The sequence below is a fragment of the Streptomyces sp. A3M-1-3 genome, from assembly GCF_024213665.1.
Taxonomy (GTDB): Bacteria; Actinomycetota; Actinomycetes; order Streptomycetales; family Streptomycetaceae; genus Streptomyces.
The window spans coordinates 201,101-217,296 of record NZ_JANAVP010000006.1 but is presented as its reverse complement, the minus strand read 5'-3'; the positions used below and the strand labels follow the sequence as shown (position 1 = coordinate 217,296).

The 16,196-nt window shown below is 70.7% G+C and carries 18 protein-coding genes and 1 pseudogene; 9 read left to right on the top strand and 10 right to left on the bottom strand.

From position 1 onward, the window contains the following. Positions 1-13 precede the first annotated feature (13 nt). The 5 genes and pseudogenes from ddaH to NLX86_RS09450 form a co-directional block, all read right to left on the bottom strand. Positions 14-790, bottom strand: a complete 777-nt coding sequence (gene ddaH, locus NLX86_RS09470) for a dimethylargininase (RefSeq protein ID WP_254371153.1) — start codon at positions 788-790, stop codon at positions 14-16. A gap of 222 nt (positions 791-1,012) precedes the next feature. Beyond that, positions 1,013-1,171 (bottom strand): hypothetical protein, encoded by a 159-nt coding sequence (locus NLX86_RS09465; RefSeq protein WP_254371242.1) that lies wholly within the window; start codon positions 1,169-1,171, stop codon positions 1,013-1,015. Between the two features lie 63 nt (positions 1,172-1,234). Beyond that, positions 1,235-1,462: pseudogene (locus NLX86_RS09460) on the bottom strand (ABC transporter ATP-binding protein); the annotation flags it as partial. Further along, positions 1,432-1,605: a hypothetical protein gene (locus NLX86_RS09455; protein WP_254371152.1), complete on the bottom strand. Its 174-nt coding sequence runs from the start codon at positions 1,603-1,605 to the stop codon at positions 1,432-1,434. The gene NLX86_RS09455 and the pseudogene NLX86_RS09460, both read right to left, overlap by 31 nt. A 314-nt stretch (positions 1,606-1,919) precedes the next feature. Next, positions 1,920-2,336: an SsgA family sporulation/cell division regulator gene (locus tag NLX86_RS09450; RefSeq protein ID WP_254371151.1), complete on the bottom strand. Its 417-nt coding sequence runs from the start codon at positions 2,334-2,336 to the stop codon at positions 1,920-1,922. A 283-nt stretch (positions 2,337-2,619) separates the two neighbouring features. Here NLX86_RS09450 and NLX86_RS09445 point away from each other — a divergent pair, with 283 nt between their 5' ends. Next, on the top strand, positions 2,620-3,681 hold the full coding sequence (locus NLX86_RS09445) for an oxidoreductase (protein WP_254371150.1): 1,062 nt from the start codon (positions 2,620-2,622) through the stop codon (positions 3,679-3,681). 10 nt (positions 3,682-3,691) lie between these two features. Here the strand turns inward: NLX86_RS09445 and NLX86_RS09440 are convergent, their stop codons facing one another. After that, a complete protein-coding gene (locus NLX86_RS09440; RefSeq protein ID WP_254371149.1) occupies positions 3,692-3,991 on the bottom strand; it encodes a YciI family protein in 300 nt (99 codons plus the stop codon). Positions 3,992-4,035: 44 nt separating this feature from the next. Between NLX86_RS09440 and NLX86_RS09435 the strand changes: the two genes are divergently transcribed. Together NLX86_RS09435 and mmpA are read left to right on the top strand one after the other, a co-directional pair. Continuing rightward, positions 4,036-4,716, top strand: a complete 681-nt coding sequence (locus NLX86_RS09435) for an endonuclease V (protein WP_254371148.1) — start codon at positions 4,036-4,038, stop codon at positions 4,714-4,716. Between the two features lie 71 nt (positions 4,717-4,787). Next, on the top strand, positions 4,788-4,952 hold the full coding sequence (gene mmpA, locus NLX86_RS09430; protein ID WP_254371147.1) for a morphogenic membrane protein MmpA: 165 nt from the start codon (positions 4,788-4,790) through the stop codon (positions 4,950-4,952). Positions 4,953-4,986: 34 nt separating this feature from the next. On the opposite strand, the gene NLX86_RS09425 is transcribed toward mmpA, so the two are convergent. Further along, on the bottom strand, positions 4,987-6,177 hold the full coding sequence (locus NLX86_RS09425; protein WP_254371146.1) for a trans-acting enoyl reductase family protein: 1,191 nt from the start codon (positions 6,175-6,177) through the stop codon (positions 4,987-4,989). A gap of 90 nt (positions 6,178-6,267) precedes the next feature. Between NLX86_RS09425 and NLX86_RS09420 the strand changes: the two genes are divergently transcribed. The 5 genes from NLX86_RS09420 (at position 6,268) to NLX86_RS09400 (ending at position 12,559) form a co-directional block, all read left to right on the top strand. Beyond that, complete coding sequence (locus tag NLX86_RS09420; RefSeq protein ID WP_254371145.1) at positions 6,268-6,660, top strand: MmcQ/YjbR family DNA-binding protein; 393 nt, start codon at positions 6,268-6,270, stop codon at positions 6,658-6,660. 91 nt (positions 6,661-6,751) lie between these two features. Beyond that, a complete protein-coding gene (locus NLX86_RS09415) occupies positions 6,752-7,885 on the top strand; it encodes a CaiB/BaiF CoA-transferase family protein (RefSeq protein ID WP_254371144.1) in 1,134 nt (377 codons plus the stop codon). Continuing rightward, on the top strand, positions 7,885-9,027 hold the full coding sequence (locus NLX86_RS09410; protein WP_254371143.1) for an acyl-CoA dehydrogenase family protein: 1,143 nt from the start codon (positions 7,885-7,887) through the stop codon (positions 9,025-9,027). The genes NLX86_RS09415 and NLX86_RS09410 overlap by 1 nt, the downstream gene beginning before the upstream one ends. 74 nt (positions 9,028-9,101) lie before the next feature. Beyond that, positions 9,102-10,316 carry an acetyl-CoA C-acetyltransferase gene (locus tag NLX86_RS09405; RefSeq protein ID WP_254371142.1) on the top strand — a complete coding sequence of 405 codons (1,215 nt, stop codon included), beginning with the start codon at positions 9,102-9,104 and terminating at the stop codon, positions 10,314-10,316. Positions 10,317-10,390: 74 nt separating this feature from the next. Next, on the top strand, positions 10,391-12,559 hold the full coding sequence (locus tag NLX86_RS09400) for a 3-hydroxyacyl-CoA dehydrogenase NAD-binding domain-containing protein (RefSeq protein WP_254371141.1): 2,169 nt from the start codon (positions 10,391-10,393) through the stop codon (positions 12,557-12,559). Positions 12,560-12,599: 40 nt separating this feature from the next. Here NLX86_RS09400 and NLX86_RS09395 read toward each other — a convergent pair whose 3' ends face one another. Beyond that, positions 12,600-13,337: a MerR family transcriptional regulator gene (locus NLX86_RS09395; protein WP_254371140.1), complete on the bottom strand. Its 738-nt coding sequence runs from the start codon at positions 13,335-13,337 to the stop codon at positions 12,600-12,602. 85 nt (positions 13,338-13,422) lie between these two features. Here NLX86_RS09395 and NLX86_RS09390 point away from each other — a divergent pair, with 85 nt between their 5' ends. Next, complete coding sequence (locus tag NLX86_RS09390) at positions 13,423-13,899, top strand: macro domain-containing protein (protein ID WP_254371139.1); 477 nt, start codon at positions 13,423-13,425, stop codon at positions 13,897-13,899. Positions 13,900-13,920: 21 nt separating this feature from the next. Here NLX86_RS09390 and NLX86_RS09385 read toward each other — a convergent pair whose 3' ends face one another. Both NLX86_RS09385 and sph read right to left on the bottom strand, forming a co-directional pair. Continuing rightward, positions 13,921-14,958 (bottom strand): cation diffusion facilitator family transporter, encoded by a 1,038-nt coding sequence (locus NLX86_RS09385; RefSeq protein ID WP_254371138.1) that lies wholly within the window; start codon positions 14,956-14,958, stop codon positions 13,921-13,923. Positions 14,959-15,065: 107 nt separating this feature from the next. After that, complete coding sequence (sph, locus tag NLX86_RS09380; RefSeq protein ID WP_254371137.1) at positions 15,066-16,046, bottom strand: sphingomyelin phosphodiesterase; 981 nt, start codon at positions 16,044-16,046, stop codon at positions 15,066-15,068. Positions 16,047-16,196 lie beyond the last annotated feature (150 nt).

Sequence of the window (16,196 nt, the reverse complement as noted above, 5' to 3'; positions counted from 1 at the left end):
CGCTTACGCTCCGCTATGCATACAGGTCACGGATCCGTACAGAGAGGCAAGTCACGCAGCCTTCGAGCTTTTCGAACTCGCTGATGTCCACCAGTACAGGTTCATGGCCGAGATCCGCGAACAGCTCCGCCGTCTTCGGCGCACTCGCCGCCATCAGCAGCTTCCCGCCGCCCAGCAGCACCACATGCGACCCTGCCTCCTCCGGGACCGGCAGAAACGTGCCGAAGGCCGAAGGGGTGTCCACCAGCGGCGGGTAACCGATCACCGTGCCGTCCGGCAGCGCGGTGACCGCCGACTTCAGATGCAGCACCTTGCTCACCGGTACGGCCACCACGCGCGCGCCCAGCGGCTCGAACGCGGCCCGGAGCTGCCGTACGCCTGCCGCGTTCGTTCGCCCGCCGCGCCCGACGTAGATCGTGTCGCCGATCTTGAGTACGTCGCCGCCGTCGATCGTGCCCGGTTCCCACACCCAGTTCACCGCGCAGCCGAGCCTGGCCACGGCCTCCTCGACCGCTGCCGTCTCCGGCCGGCGCGAGTCCGCGCCAGGGCGCGCGATGAGGGCCACGTTCCGGAACATCACCACCGTGTCCTCGACGAAGACGGCGTCCGGGCAGTCGTCGGCGGGCTCGACCTCGACGGTCTCCCAGCCGTGGGTGCGCAGCGTGTCGGCGTACGCCTCCCATTGCGCGAGCGCCAGACCGGCGTCGACCGGCGCGCGCTCGATGTGGGTGACCAGGCCCTCGGCCAGGCGCGGTCCGGGGCGGCGGATCAGGGCTTTCCTGCTGGGCACGGGCATCTCCCTGGGGTGGTACGGACAACCGGTGGTACGGACAGCCGGTGGACGGACAGCCGGTGGAGGACAGCCGGTGGATAGGCATCGGTGGTACGGACATCGGTGGCACGGACGACGGGCGCGCCCCATCCTGTCCCCCGGGGCGCGCCCGTGTCAGCCCCCGCGCGCCGTGACCCGCTCAGGCCGGGCCGGCGCCCGCCGCCACGGCATCGCTCCCGGTCAGGTCGCGGTCAGGTTGCTGGCCAGGTACGCGGCCGTGAACGAGCCGGGTGCGTCGAGCAGCTGGGCCGGGGTGCCCTCGAACACCACCTCGCCCCCGTGCTTGCCGCCGTCCGGGCCGAGGTCGATCACCCAGTTCGCGCGCTTGACCACGCCCATGTCGAAGGCATGCCGCCGACGCCAACCGCAATACCGGTCATCTGCTGTCCGCATTTACGGCACTTACGGGAGCCGCACCTCCTCCGCCGTCGTGTCGCGGAGCTCGCCGTCTTCGAGCAGCAGCCAGCGGGTGATGCCGACCGACTCCAGGAACGGCACGTCGTGGCTCGCCACGATCAGCGCGCCCTCGTACGCCTCCAGCGCCGCCGTCAGCTGACGCACACTCGCCATGTCCAGATTGTTCGTCGGCTCGTCCAGCATCAGCAGCTGCGGCGCTGGCTCGGCCAGCAGGTCGACTTTCCCGAGCCGTTGAGGCCGATGAGGCCGGTGCGACCGGGGCCCACGGCCAGCTGGAAGCCGTCGAACACGGGGTTCCCGTCCGGCCAGCCGAAGGAGAGGGAGGAGCAGGTGATGAAGGAAGGGGCGGTTGACATACGGGCCTCCGGGTTGCGGGTTGCGTGGGAACGGCTACGGCAACGCGTGGAGACACCGGGTCGGGCGACGACAGAGAGGAGCGACAGAGAGGAGGGTGGGCAGCGCAAGGGCCCCGCTCCGGGAAGACGGCTCAAGTGTCGAGGTCGCACGCGACACACGCGCACACACACAGCGGGTGCGCGAGGTGGTGTCTCAAGACCTCAGACGAGCAATGTCTTTCTCGATTCAGCGGGGACAGGGCGACAACGACGGTATGCGCGGGGCGCTCGATCTGCCAACCGATTAATTCAGAGGTTCACAGCCAATTCAGAGGTCACAGTGCGTCGCGCAGCAGCTCCGCCAGATCGTGGTCCATGTCCAGGAAGAGATGCTCGCGCCCGGCCGGGACGAGGGCGGCCGTCCGCTCCAGGAAGCGGCGCAGCTCCGAGGTCCTGACGTGCACGATCGCGGTGCCCTCGGCCGCGTGGAACTCGACGACCGTACGGTCGAAGCCGTAGGGCCGCACTCGTACGTCACCCATGCCCGCCGGGGCGTCCATCCCGGTCTCGAGCAGTTCACGCGCGAAGGCCCAGGAGACCTCTATCCCTTCGAGGGTCGCCGGCGCCGGGAAGGCCATCCGTACGGCGAACGGATCCTCCCGGTCGTAGCGGAGCGTCGCGGGGACACTCTCGACCTTCGGCTCGGTTGCGACCAGACGGGCCTGCACGGCTTGCTCGATGACGGTGGACAAGGCCTGCTCCCTTGCGACGACTCGGTGGATGGAGGGGTTCCGGCACGGGGATAGACGACGGAATCCGCGAATCCGTGCATGCGGTGGGTGCGTGAGCTGTGTCACCGCCCCTATCGCCCGCACCGAACCACACCACCCGCGTCTGCTGTCCCTCCCCTTTCATTTCCGCGTACCCGAGGATCGCGTCCGTAGCGGGTGGCCTGACGAGTTGACGCACTCTGGACGGGCTCGGGGGCGTGGACTAGCTTCCGGCGCCATGAGGTCCATGGGGAAGACGAGACGAATGACAGCGGTGGGAATCTGCGCGGCGGCGCTCGCCGCAGCCGTGGCGGTCCCGGCCCAGGCGTACGAGCCCTCGGCCCAGGCAGGGGTGAAGCCGGGCTGGCAGTTGAAGGACAGTGGCACCGACGTGCGCTTCCGGGGTCTTTCGGCGGTCAGCCGGAAGACCGCGTGGGTGGCGGGCTCCAAGGGAACGGTGCTGCGTACAGCCGACGGCGGCCGCAGTTGGCGGAACGTCTCGCCGCCCGGCGCCGGAGAGCTGGAGTTCCGCGACATCGAGGCGTTCGACGGCCGCAGGGCGGTGGTTCTGGCCATCGGCGAGGGGGAGGCGTCCCGGGTCTTCCGTACCGAGGACGGCGGCGCGAGCTGGACCGAGTCCTTCCGGAACACCGACCCCAGGGCCTTCTACGACTGCATCACCTTCTTCGACAGCCGGCACGGCCTGGCGATGAGCGACCCGGTCGACGGCAAGTACCGGATCCTGTCGACCGGTGACGGCGGCAAGTCCTGGAATGTCCTCCCGAGCGACGGCATGCCGGCCGCCCAGCCCGGCGAAGCCGGGTTCGCGGCGAGCGGCCAATGCCTGGTCAGCGCGGGCCCGAAGGACGTCTGGCTGGCCACCGGCGGTGGTGCCACGGCGCGCGTCCTGCACTCCTCGGACCGCGGACTGACCTGGTCCGCCGCCGAGTCGACGATCCCGGCCGGCGACCCCGCGAAGGGCGTCTTCGCCCTCGCCTTCCGCGACCGTACGCACGGCCTCGCGGTCGGCGGCGACTACCGTACGGGCCAGGCGTCCCCGCAGGCCGCGGCGGTCAGCCGGGACGGCGGCCGCAGCTGGCAGCAGTCGAAGACCCCGCCGCCCGCTTACCGCTCGGGCGTCACGTGGCTGCCGCACAGCTCCTCGGCCGCCCTGGCCGTCGGCCCGACCGGCACCGATCTCACGCTGGACGCGGGCCGCACCTGGCGTACGGTCGATACGGGCTCGTACGACACGGTCCACTGCGCGCCGGACAGCGGCTGCTGGGCCTCGGGCGAGAAGGGCCGCATCGCCCGCCTGGAGAAGTGACGGACCCCGCCTACGCGCGCGGCTGCTCCTGGTAGGGGGCGAGTTCCGGAGCCGTCTTCGTGGGGACGAACTCCGTGATGCGGTACGCGCACACGCCGGCCACCGTGAAGGGGTCGGCCGCCGCGATCCTCTCGATCTGCGCGCGGTCGACTCCGGCGGCCAGGACCACCCCGCCGTCCCGTGGCACCTTGCGGCCCGAGGCGATGAAGACTCCGGCCGTGTACTGCGCGTCCAGCCAGGCGATGTGCGCCTCCATCTCGGCATCGACGGCTTCGACGGGCGCGGTGTAGGTCAACTCCAGTACGAACATGATCGCCAGGCTACGGCACCCGACCCCGTACCCTCTGACCCACCATGACAAGCGTACGAACCCCTGCCGACGAGGCCGAAGCCCGAGCGATCCAGGACGAATTGCGCGCCCGAGTCATCCTGGACGAGGCGGGTCCGCCGCCCGGAACCGGCACTGTCACCGGTGTCGACGTCGCCTACGACGACGAGCGGGACGTCGTCGCCGCCGCGGCCGTCGTCCTCGACGCGCGGAGCCTCGCCGTCGTCGAGGAGGCCACCGCCGTCGGCCGGGTCAGCTTCCCGTACGTGCCGGGGCTGCTGGCCTTCCGTGAGATCCCGACCGTCCTGTCGGCCCTGGACGGTCTCACCGCAGACCCCGGGCTGGTGGTCTGCGACGGTTACGGACTCGCCCACCCCCGCCGCTTCGGGCTGGCCAGCCATCTCGGCGTACTCACCGGCCTGCCGACGATCGGCGTGGCCAAGAACCCGTTCACCTTCACGTACGAGCAGCCCGGCCCCCGGCGCGGCGACTGGACGCCGCTGCTCGACGACAACGGCGAGGACGTCGGCCGGGCGCTGCGCACCCAGGACCGGGTCAAGCCGTTGTTCGTCTCCGTCGGCCACCGCGTCAGCCTCGACAACGCGTGCGCCCACACCCTGGAGCTGGCTCCCGTCTACCGCCTCCCGGAGTCCACCCGCCAGGCGGACGCGCTGTGCCGGCAGGCCCTGCGTGAGGCGACGACCTGAGTACCCGAGGCCCCCGGATCCGAGTACCCGAGCGGATGCCGGTGCCGGCCATGATCGGCAGACTTGGCCGCATGACGACGTACCGAACGACATACCGCACACACCGTGCCCCGAAGGCCGCCCCGCTCCACCCCGTCGAGCGGAGCGTCGTCGCGGCGCTCGTCGTCGCCGCACTCGTCGGCATCGGCTGGCTCGGCTCGATGATCTACACCATCGCCGCCTGGTCGACGGACTGACTCGGCTGACGCCACCGTCCCGTCGCCCGCCGCTTCAGCGCGAGTCCGCCACCCGGAACCTGATCCCCGCCGACTCCAGCCGCGCCAGCAGCGCATCGCCCATCGCGACGGCGGTCGTCACCTGGCCGGCCGTCTTCGGCAGCTCGTCGAGGGCGAGGCAGAGCGCGGACTCGGCGAGCATCTTCGCCGTCTCGCCGTAGCCGGGGTCGCCGCCCGACACCTCGGTGAACACCCTGCGGCCACCGCCCTCGCCGACGAACCGCACGGTGAACCAGCTCTTGTCCCGCCGCTCCGCGTCGGGCCCCTCGCCGGGCGCGTACCGGCTGCTCAACCACTCGCGCGTCACCCGGAGTTGAGCGAGAGCAAAGGCCGCACCCACCGCCGCAACGCCGCCGAGGGCGACCGGCAGCCACTTCACGGACGCGTAGTGCCGGTAGCGGAAGTCCGGCCCGTACCGCTCCAGGGCGGCCGCCGAACGGGCCACCACCTGCGGATCCAGGGTCGGCAGCGGCAGCGCCCAGGTGCCCGTCTCCTTGCTGAGCCGCGGCGCGCCGAGCGGGGCGCGGGCCCGTCGGCCCACCAGCCGGGGTTCGTGCAGGCGCCGCTCCTTCGCGGCCCGCAGGGTCTGCGGGCCGCGTCCCATCGCGTTGAGCGCGGAGGCGAGGGTGCCGCCGGAGAAGACGGCGTTCGAGCGTACGAAACCGTCGATGCGCAGCGGTACGCCCTCGGGCAGCTGCTGGACCGTGTAGTAGACACCCAGGTCGTGCGGGACCGAGTCGAAGCCGCAGGCGTGCACGATCCGCGCGCCGGTCTCGCGGGCCCGTGCGTCGTACGCCAGGAACATCCGATCCGCGAACTCCGGCTCGCCCGACAGGTCCGCGTAGTCCGTCCCCGCCTCGGCGCACGCGGCGACCAGCTCCTCGCCGTACCAGAGGTACGGACCGACGGTGGTGGCCACCACATGGGTGGATTCGGCCAGTTCGCGCAGCGCCGCGGCGTCCGACACATCGGCCTCGACCAGCGGCAGGTCCGCGCAGCGGGGGCTGATCGCGGTGAGCCGGTCGCGCAGCCGCTCCAGCCTCGCGCGGCTGCGGCCGGCGATCGCCCAGCGGCACCCCTCGGGCGCGTGCGCGGCGAGGTACTCCGCCGTCAGCGCTCCCACGAAGCCCGTCGCCCCGAAAAGCACGATGTCGTACGGGCGCTCCGCCCCGTCCTGCCGGTTCATCCCTGAGACCTCCGCCGTTTCGCCCCGCGCCGCTGTCGGTGGCCGAGGCTAGCGTGGTCAGTACCGGCCGGTACTACCAGGGAGGACCCGATGGCTTCGGTGCCCAAGGCCGTAGTGAAGAAATGGGAGAAAGTACGTGAATTCACCCTCGGGTTGCCGGGTGCGGTGGAGGAGTTCCCGTGGGGTCCCGAGGACTGCGTGGCGAAGGTGAACAAAAAGATCTTCGTCTTCCTGGGTGATACCGAGGGTGACTATCCGCCGAGCGTCACCGTCAAGCTCAAGGACGAAGCGCTGCACGGCCATGCCATGGCCGCGCCGGGCGCGGTGCCCGCCGGCTACGGGCTGGGCAAGGCCGGCTGGGTGCAGATTCCGCTGGCGGAGAAGGGGGCGCCGTCCGCCGAGGTGCTCTGTGAGTGGGTCGAGGAGAGCTACCGGACCGTCGCCCCGAAGAAGCTGGTGGCGGAGCTCGACGGAAAGAACTAAGCACTTGCTCAGGCTTGGGGCTTGTGCGGAGTGGAGCGCGTTCTTAGCATCATCGGTGTTACATCAGTGGTGTCACAGTGCTGGGGGTTGGATGGCAGCGACAGGGAACGGCCCACTCGCCGGAGTGCGTGTGGTCGAACTGGCGGGCATCGGCCCCGGCCCGTTCGCCGCCATGCTCCTGGCCGATCTGGGCGCCGACGTCGTACGGGTCGACCGACCCGGCGGCGCGGGGCTCGGCATCAATCCGGACTACGACCTCACCAACCGCAACAAGCGCTCTGTACTCATCGACCTCAAGACCGAGGACGGCCCCGCCCAGGTCCTCGACCTGGCCGAACGCGCCGACATCCTCATCGAGGGGTACCGGCCGGGGGTCGCCGAGCGCCTCGGCGTCGGGCCCGCCGACTGCCACGCCCGCAATCCGCGGCTCGTCTACGGGCGGATGACCGGCTGGGGCCAGGAGGGGCCGCTAGCCCAGCGCGCCGGGCACGACATCGCGTACATCGCCATCACCGGCACCCTCGGCATGATCGGCAACCCCGACGAGCCGCCCGCCGTGCCCGCGAACCTGGTCGGCGACTACGCCGGCGGCTCGCTCTACCTCGTCATCGGAGTCCTCGCCGCGCTCCAGCACGCCCGCTCGGACGGCGGTACGGGACAGGTCGTCGACGCCGCCATCGTGGACGGCGCCGCGCATCTCGCCACGATGATCCACGGGATGATGGCGGCCGGCGGCTGGCAGGACCGGCGCGGGGCGAACCTGCTCGACGGCGGATGTCCCTTCTACGGCAGCTACGAGACCGCCGACGGCCAGTACATGGCCGTGGGCGCACTGGAGCAGCAGTTCTACAACGAGTTCATCGAGCGGCTCGGCCTCGGAGACGAGGTGCCGGCCCGCAAGGACTTCGCCCGCTGGGGCGAGCTGCGCGACGTGGTGGCCGCCCGCTTCAGGACGAAGACGCGGGCGGAATGGACCGCGGTCTTCGAGGACTCCGACGCCTGTGTGGCGCCCGTCCTCTCGCTCCGCGAGGCCCCGGCCCATCCGCACCTCGCGGCCCGCGGCACCTTCACCGACCACGGCGGCATCACCCAGCCGGCCCCCGCGCCGCGGTTCTCCCTCACCCCGGGTTCGGTCACCCGGCCGCCCGCCCAGCCGGGGGCGGACACCGACGCGGTGGCGAGTGACTGGGATGTTCCGAGCCTGACGAAGGGTGACACGCACTGATGAAGCGCCAGATCTTCACCGCCGAGCACGAGGCGTTCCGGGAGAGCGTCCGTACCTTCCTGAGCAAGGAAGTGCTGCCGTACTACGAGCAGTGGGAGCAGGACGGCATCGTCAGTCGGGACGCCTGGCTCGCGGCGGGCCGGCAGGGGCTGCTCGGTATGGCCGTACCGGAGGAGTACGGAGGCGGCGGGAACGCCGACTTCCGCTACAGCGCCGTACTCGCCGAGGAGTTCACCCGGGCCGGCGCCGCCGGGCTCGCCCTCGGCCTGCACAACGACATCATCGGCCCCTATCTGACGGGCCTGGCCACCGAGGAGCAGAAGCGGCGCTGGCTGCCCGGCTTCTGCTCCGGCGAGATCATCACCGCCATCGCGATGACCGAGCCGGGTGCCGGCTCCGACCTCCAGGGCATCCGGACGACGGCCGAGGACCGCGGCGACCACTGGGTGCTGAACGGCTCCAAGACCTTCATCTCCAACGGCATCCTCGCCGACCTGGTGATCGTCGTCGCGAAGACGACCCCCGAGGGCGGCGCGAAGGGGCTCTCCCTCCTCGTCGTCGAGCGCGGCACGGCCGGCTTCGAGCGCGGCCGCAACCTCGACAAGATCGGCCAGAAGTCCCAGGACACCGCCGAGCTGTTCTTCCACGAAGCCACCGTCCCCAAGGAGAACCTGCTCGGTGAGCTGAACGGCGCATTCATCCACCTGATGACCAACCTCGCCCAGGAGCGGATGGGCATCGCGGTCGCCGGGATCGCCGCCGCCGAGCACCTGCTGGACATCACCACGCAGTACGTCAAGGAGCGCGAGGCGTTCGGGCGGCCGCTCTCCAAGCTTCAGCACATCCGGTTCGAGATAGCCGAGATGGCCACCGAATGCGCGGTCACCCGGACGTTCCTCGACCGCTGCATCGTCGACCACGCGAACGGCGAACTCGACGCGGTCCACGCCTCGATGGCCAAGTGGTGGGCCACCGAGCTGCAGAAGCGGGTCGCGGACCGGTGCCTCCAACTGCACGGCGGTTACGGGTACATGACCGAGTACCGGGTCGCCAAGGCATTCACCGACGGCCGCATCCAGACGATCTACGGCGGCACGACCGAAATCATGAAGGAAATCATCGGCCGCTCCCTCCTCGCCTGACTCCTCGCCCCGATTCCTCGCCCCGACCTCTCGCCCGAGCCTCACCGTCATCCGCATTGCGAAAGGCTGTTGTCTTGAGTACCGAAGCGTTTGTGTACGACGCGATCCGCACCCCGCGCGGGCGCGGAAAGGCCAATGGCGCCCTGCACGGCACCAAGCCGATCGACCTGGTGGTCGGCCTCATCCACGAGATCCGCCGCCGGTTCCCCGACCTCGACCCGGCCGCGGTCGACGACATCGTGCTCGGCGTCGTCGGCCCGGTCGGCGACCAGGGCTCCGACATCGCCCGGATCGCCGCCATCGCGGCCGGCCTGCCCGACTCCGTCGCCGGCGTACAGGAGAACCGCTTCTGTGCCTCCGGCCTGGAAGCCGTCAACATGGCGGCGGCCAAGGTCCGTTCCGGCTGGGAGGACCTCGTCCTCGCGGGCGGCGTCGAGTCGATGTCGCGGGTGCCGATGGCCTCCGACGGCGGCGCCTGGTTCGCGGACCCGATGACCAACTACGACACCGGATTCGTCCCGCAGGGCATCGGCGCCGACCTGATCGCCACCCTCGAGGGCTTCTCCCGCCGCGACGTCGACGAGTACGCCGCGCTCTCCCAGGAGCGGGCCGCCGCGGCCTGGAAGGACGGTCGCTTCGAGCGGTCCGTCGTGCCGGTCCTGGACCGCAACGGCCTGGTCGTCCTCGACCACGACGAGCACATGCGCCCCGGCACCACCGCGGACTCGCTGGCGGCCCTGAAGCCCTCGTTCGCCACGATCGGCGACATGGGCGGCTTCGACGCCGTGGCCCTGCAGAAGTACCACTGGGTCGAGAAGATCGACCACGTCCACCACGCGGGCAACTCCTCGGGCATCGTGGACGGCGCGGCCCTGGTCGCCATCGGCTCGAAGGAGGTCGGCGAGCGCTACGGGCTGACTCCCCGCGCCCGGATCATCTCGGCCGCGGTCTCCGGCTCCGAGCCGACCATCATGCTGACCGGCCCCGCGCCCGCCACCCGCAAGGCGCTGGCCAAGGCCGGGCTGACCATCGACGACATCGACCTGGTCGAGATCAACGAGGCCTTCGCGGGTGTCGTGCTGCGCTTCGCCAGGGACATGGGACTCCCGCTCGACAAGATCAACGTCAACGGCGGCGCGATCGCCCTGGGCCACCCGCTCGGCGCGACCGGCGCGATGATCCTCGGCACCCTCATCGACGAACTGGAGCGCCAGGACAAGCGGTACGGCCTGGCCACGCTCTGCGTGGGCGGCGGCATGGGCATCGCCACCGTCATCGAGCGTCTGTAGCCGTACGGCACCGAGTTGGCACAGCAGCCCCGTAGCGCGCGGGCACCGATCGTCCCACCCTTGGAGACTTCGCAATGACCGAGAGCAGCACCATCCGTTGGGAGCGGAGCGACGACGGCGTCGTCACCCTCGTCCTCGACGACCCCAACCAGTCCGCCAACACCATGAACCAGGCCTTCAAGGACTCCATCGCGGCCGTCGCCGACCGCGCGGAAGCCGAGAAGGACTCCATCCGCGGCATCATCTTCACCTCCGCCAAGAAGACCTTCTTCGCGGGCGGCGACCTCAAGGACATGATCAGGCTCCGGCCCGAAGACGCCCAGCTCGCCTTCGACACCGGTACGGCGATCAAGAACTCCCTGCGCCGCATCGAGACCCTGGGCAAGCCGGTCGTCGCGGCCATCAACGGAGCGGCGCTCGGCGGCGGGTACGAGATCGCCCTCGCCTGCCACCACCGCGTCGCCCTGGACGCCCCCGGCTCCAAGATCGGCCTGCCCGAGGTCACGCTGGGCCTCCTCCCCGCAGGCGGCGGTGTCACCCGTACCGTACGGCTGATGGGCATCGCGGACGCCCTGCTGAAGGTGCTGCTGCAGGGCACCCAGTACACCCCGCAGCGCGCCCTGGAGAACGGGCTGATCCACGAAGTCGCGGGCAGCCCCGAGGAGATGCTCGCCCAGGCCCGCGCCTTCATCGACGCGAACCCCGAGTCGCAGCAGCCCTGGGACGTCAAGGGCTACAAGATCCCCGGCGGCACCCCGTCGAACCCGCGCTTCGCCGCGAACCTGCCGGCCTTCCCGGCCAACCTCAAGAAGCAGCTGAACGGCGCCCCCTACCCGGCCCCGCGCAACATCCTCGCGGCGGCCGTCGAGGGCTCCCAGGTCGACTTCGAGACCGCCCTGACCATCGAGGCCCGCTACTTCACCGAACTGGTCACCGGCCAGACCGCCAAGAACATGATCCAGGCGTTCTTCTTCGACCTCCAGGCGGTCAACTCCGGTGCCAACCGGCCCCAGGGCATCGAACCGCGCCCGGTCCGCAAGGTCGCCGTCCTCGGCGCCGGCATGATGGGCGCCGGCATCGCGTACTCCTGCGCCCGCGCCGGCATGGAGGTCGTCCTCAAGGACGTCACGCTCGAAGCCGCGGAGAAGGGCAAGGCGTACTCCGAGAAGCTGCTCGACAAGGCGCTCTCCCGGGGCCGCACCACCGAGGCCAAGCGCGACGTGCTGCTCGCCCGGATCACCCCGGCCGCCGACCCGCAGGACCTGGCCGGCTGCGACGCGGTGATCGAGGCGGTGTTCGAGGACACCGCGCTCAAGCACAAGGTGTTCCAGGAGATCCAGGACGTCATCGAGCCGGACGCGCTGCTCTGCTCCAACACCTCCACCCTCCCCATCACCGTCCTCGCCGAGGGCGTGTCGCGTCCCGCGGACTTCATCGGGCTGCACTTCTTCTCACCCGTCGACAAGATGCCGCTCGTGGAGATCATCAAGGGCGAGCGGACCGGCGACGTAGCGCTCGCCCGCGCCTTCGACCTGGTCCGGCAGATCAACAAGACCCCGATCGTGGTCAACGACTCGCGCGGTTTCTTCACTTCGCGCGTCATCGGCCAGTTCATCAACGAGGGCGTCGCGATGGTCGGCGAGGGCATCGAGCCCGCGTCGGTCGAACAGGCGGCGGGGCAGGCCGGCTACCCGGCCAAGGTGCTCTCACTGATGGACGAGCTGACCCTCACCCTGCCGCGCAAGATCCGCAACGAGACCCGGCGGGCGGTCGAGGAGGCGGGCGGCAGCTGGGCCGGACACCCGTCGGACGAGGTCATCGACCGGATGGTCGACGAGTTCGGGCGTACGGGCCGCAGCGGCGGAGCGGGCTTCTACGAGTACGTCGACGGCAAGCGGGCCGGGCTCTGGCCGGGTCTGCGCGAGCACTTCGGGCGGCCCGACGCGGAGATCCCGTTCATCGACATGCAGGAACGGATGCTGTTCTCCGAGGCGCTGGACACCGTCCGCTGCTTCGAGGAGGGCGTCCTCACCTCGGTCGCCGACGCCAACATCGGCTCGATCCTCGGCATCGGCTTCCCGGGCTGGACCGGTGGCGTGATCCAGTACATCAACGGCTACGAGGGCGGCCTGCCCGGCTTCGTAGCCCGCGCCCGCGAGCTCCAGGAGGCGTACGGGGACCGCTTCGCGCCCCCGGCGCTGCTGGTCGAGAAGGCCGAGAGGGGCGAGACGTTCAGCGACTGACCCGGCATGTCCCGGGACGGCGGGCGGTGTTCACGGCTGTTCACTCAGCGGTGAACGCCGCCCGCAGCTCCTCCTTCAGCGACCGCTGGAACGCCGTCACCAGGGCCTGCACCACCAGAGGCTGCATATGGGCGGACAGCGACTTCATCGCCGCGACATGCTCGGGGTCCGACTCCCGCTCGCGGTAGGGCCCCCAGACCTCGTCGCGGAACAGCCGGGTCATCTCCTGCGCAACCGCGCGGGTGTGCTCCACCAGCACCGTACGGGCCGCCAGGAGCGTCTCGGTCGCGATCGGCACATCCAGCAGCTGTACGCCTAGCCGCAGCAGACCGGGGTCCACCCGGAACGTGTCGGGCGCGGCCCCGCGCTCCAGGACGTTCATCGCCGCGAGCCGGTCGATGTCCTCCTCCGCCAGTGCCCGCCCGGCCCGCCGCTCCAGCTCCGCCCGGGAGGCGTCCTCGGCCGAATCGGGCGCCCAGGAGGCCACCAGCGCCCGGTGGATGGCCAGATCGTGCGCGCTCAGATCGGAGGGCAGCTGCTCCAGATACCGTTCGATCGCGGACAGCGTCATGCCCTGTTGCTGAAGCTCCTCGATGAGCGCCAGCCGGGACAGATGCGCCGGACCGTAGTGGCCGACCCGGCGGGGACCGATCGCCGGCGGCGGCAGCAGCCCGCGCGTGCTGTAGAACCGCACGGTGCGGACGGTGACCCCGGCCCGCGCGGCCAGTTCGTCGACCGTGAGCGTAGGCTCCTGCGCCGGAGTGGCCTGCGTGGTCATCGGCTGTGCCTCGCTCTCTCGTCTGCGTCGCCGCGTGGTTAAACAGTATTGCTGTCTCACCACTGATGTGAAACCTTCGGGAGCCATGGGAGAGATCAACTACATCCGGGGAGACGCCACCGCACCGCACGGCAGGGGCGTGAGGGTGATCGCCCATGTGTGCAACGACCTCGGCGGCTGGGGCAAGGGCTTCGTACTGGCGATATCGCGCCGCTGGCCCGAGCCCGAGGCGGCCTACCGCCGTTGGCACCGCGAGCGGGCCTCGAACGACTTCGGCCTCGGGGCCGTGCAGTACGTACTGGTGGGGCCGTACACCTGGGTCGCCAACATGGTCGGCCGGCGCGGCATCCGGGCCGGCAGCAAGGGCGTGCCCGTGCGGTACGAGGCCATCGACACGGCCCTGGGCGCTCTGGGCGAGAAGGCGGCCGAGCTGGGGGCTTCTGTCCACATGCCCCGGATCGGCTGCGGCCTCGCGGGCGGCACATGGTCACGTATCGAGCCGCTGATAGCGGAACGGCTCGTGGCACGCGGCATACCCGTCACGGTCTACGACCACGACTAAGCCACGGCCTAGGCCCGCCGGTCAGCCGAAGTGGTGGGCCAGCGCCGCGTGCGGGTCCTGGGCGGTCACACCCGGCGGGGTGTGGTCGACATGGACCGTGGCGGCGGTGAGCCGGGGGACCGCGTGCAGTAGGGCGTGTTCGGCGGCCACCGCCAGCGTATGGGCCTGGACGACGGTGAGCCCGGGGTCCACGACGATGGCCGCCTCCGCCCGCAGGCTGTGCCCGAGCCAGCGCAGGCGTACCGCGCCCACCGCCCGTACACCCTCGACGTGGCCCAGCGCGTGCTCGGCCTCGTCCACCAGCGCCGGGTCGACCGCGTCCATCAGCCGGTGCCACATCTCGCGGGCCGCGCCGCGCAGCACGAGCACGATCGCGCCGGTGATGACCAGTCCCACCAGCGGGTCGGCGAGGCGCCAGCCGAGCGCCGCGCCGCCCGCGCCCAGCAGCACCGCGAGGGAGGTGAAACCGTCCGTGCGGGCGTGCAGGCCGTCGGCGACCAGGGCCGCCGAGCCGATCCGGCGGCCGGTACGGATGCGGGCCCTGGCCACCCATTCGTTGCCGGCGAAACCGACCAGGCCGGCCGCCGCGACCGCCGGGAGGTGGCTGACGTCCTGCGGTTCGATCAGCCGCCGCACGGCCGCGTACCCGGCGAACACCGCGGAGGCGGCGATGACGAGGACGACGAACACGCCGGCCAGATCCTCGGCCCGGCCGAAGCCGTAGGTGTAGCGGCGGGTCGCCGCCCGCCGGCCGAGGAGGAAGGCCACGGCGAGCGGCAGCGCGGTGAGCGCGTCGGTGGCGTTGTGGACGGTGTCGCCCAGCAGCGCGACCGAGCCGGACAGCGCCGCGATCACCGCCTGGACGGCGGTGGTGGCGGCGAGCACGCCGAACGAGAACCACAGGGTCCGCAACCCCGCCGCAGATCCCTCCAGCGCCGCGTCGAGCTTGTCGCCCGGATCATGGCTGTGCGGGGTGAGGACGTGCGACAGCTGATGGCGCAGTCGCGACCGGGCGGACGGCGGATTCCCGTGCGTGTGGTTGTGTCCATGACCAGCCATGGCGACACGGTCGCACAGGAACCGCCTTGCAGCCACTGCCGAAATGCGGCCTCCCACCAGCTGCGACCAGTCCGCAACTACGCCCGGACTGCGGATACCCCCACCGCCTAGCGGGCGACCACCGGATAGTGGTCGGAGAGGTTGGTGTACGTGTAGCTCGTGCCCCAGCTGGAGACGGTCCAGGGCGCGCTCTGCTCCTTGATCACGTCGTTGGTCCAGCCCGTGGGCCGGGCGTGGCCCTGGCGGTGCAGCACGTAGTCGAGGTCCTCGCGCGGGTCGTCGGGGTAGCGCTCGGACGCGATCGAGTTGTCCTGGGTGTCGAACGAGTACGGGTGCCCGGTCCGCGAGTCGGCGCCCACCAGCCCGCCGTCGGCGAGCATCGTGGCGTACTCCGGCGTGCGCGAGTCGACATTGAAGTCGCCCGCGACCAGCACCTGTTCGCCCGCCGGAATGTTCTTCGCGTCCAGGAAGGCGTCCATGGCCCTGAACTGCCGGCTGCGCAGCTGGGCCGCCTCGCCCGCGTCACAGCCCGGGTCGGTGGACTGGGCGTGGGTGCCGACGACATGCACCTTGGTGCCGTTCACACTCAGCACGGCGTACACGAAGCCCTTGTTGGAGTACCAGTCGGTGCCGCAGGCGTCCTTGTAGACGTACTGCTCCTTGCGCACGATCGGCCACTTGCTCAGCACCGTGACCCCGCCGTCCTCGGGGGTGGTGGCCGAGTAGGAGCCGCCGGTGGCGTCCCAGCCGCTCTTGCTGCGGCCCATCACCGGAGTCTGGTGCGGGTACTGCGGGGAGGCGTTGCTCTTCAGCGCGTCGGAGGCGGAGTTGTCGAAGGCCTCCTGGATCACGACGACATCGTGGCCCTGGAAGAAGGAGGCGGCGGGGATCGCCTTCGCCCGGTGGTCCTGGCCCCAGTTGGGGTACAGGCTCTTGCTGAACAGGAAGGCGTTGTACGACAGAACCTTGAGCCGGGGCGTCTCGGCGGCCGAGGCGCTGGGCGCCGTCGCGGTCGCTGCCAGGGTCGCGGCGGCGAGGACGGTGGCGAGGGCTGCGCCGTGGGTGCGGCGGAGCGTGGAGAGCGGCACTGGATCTCCTGATTCCTGTGGGGGAAGGGGCGGCTGATTCCTGTGGGGGAAGGGGTGGCGCCGCACATCAAAGCAGCCGGGGTTACTTCCAGGTAACACCTGTGCACCGGGAATATGGACGGGTGCGCACGTGCGCGACAACTCTTCGGG

What these genes read in the sequence shown, in the direction of transcription:
- NLX86_RS09465 (WP_254371242.1), bottom strand. Translation starts at nt 1,171, where the DNA reads ATGGGCGTGGTCAAGCGCGCGAACTGGGTGATCGACCTCGGCCCGGAC.
- NLX86_RS09455 (WP_254371152.1), bottom strand. Translation starts at nt 1,605, where the DNA reads ATGTCAACCGCCCCTTCCTTCATCACCTGCTCCTCCCTCTCCTTCGGC.
- NLX86_RS09445 (WP_254371150.1), top strand. Translation starts at nt 2,620, where the DNA reads ATGACAGCGGTGGGAATCTGCGCGGCGGCGCTCGCCGCAGCCGTGGCG.
- NLX86_RS09440 (WP_254371149.1), bottom strand. Translation starts at nt 3,991, where the DNA reads ATGTTCGTACTGGAGTTGACCTACACCGCGCCCGTCGAAGCCGTCGAT.
- NLX86_RS09435 (WP_254371148.1), top strand. Translation starts at nt 4,036, where the DNA reads ATGACAAGCGTACGAACCCCTGCCGACGAGGCCGAAGCCCGAGCGATC.
- mmpA (WP_254371147.1), top strand. Translation starts at nt 4,788, where the DNA reads ATGACGACGTACCGAACGACATACCGCACACACCGTGCCCCGAAGGCC.
- NLX86_RS09425 (WP_254371146.1), bottom strand. Translation starts at nt 6,177, where the DNA reads ATGAACCGGCAGGACGGGGCGGAGCGCCCGTACGACATCGTGCTTTTC.
- NLX86_RS09420 (WP_254371145.1), top strand. Translation starts at nt 6,268, where the DNA reads ATGGCTTCGGTGCCCAAGGCCGTAGTGAAGAAATGGGAGAAAGTACGT.
- NLX86_RS09415 (WP_254371144.1), top strand. Translation starts at nt 6,752, where the DNA reads ATGGCAGCGACAGGGAACGGCCCACTCGCCGGAGTGCGTGTGGTCGAA.
- NLX86_RS09410 (WP_254371143.1), top strand. Translation starts at nt 7,885, where the DNA reads ATGAAGCGCCAGATCTTCACCGCCGAGCACGAGGCGTTCCGGGAGAGC.
- NLX86_RS09400 (WP_254371141.1), top strand. Translation starts at nt 10,391, where the DNA reads ATGACCGAGAGCAGCACCATCCGTTGGGAGCGGAGCGACGACGGCGTC.
- NLX86_RS09395 (WP_254371140.1), bottom strand. Translation starts at nt 13,337, where the DNA reads ATGACCACGCAGGCCACTCCGGCGCAGGAGCCTACGCTCACGGTCGAC.
- NLX86_RS09390 (WP_254371139.1), top strand. Translation starts at nt 13,423, where the DNA reads ATGGGAGAGATCAACTACATCCGGGGAGACGCCACCGCACCGCACGGC.
- NLX86_RS09385 (WP_254371138.1), bottom strand. Translation starts at nt 14,958, where the DNA reads ATGGCTGGTCATGGACACAACCACACGCACGGGAATCCGCCGTCCGCC.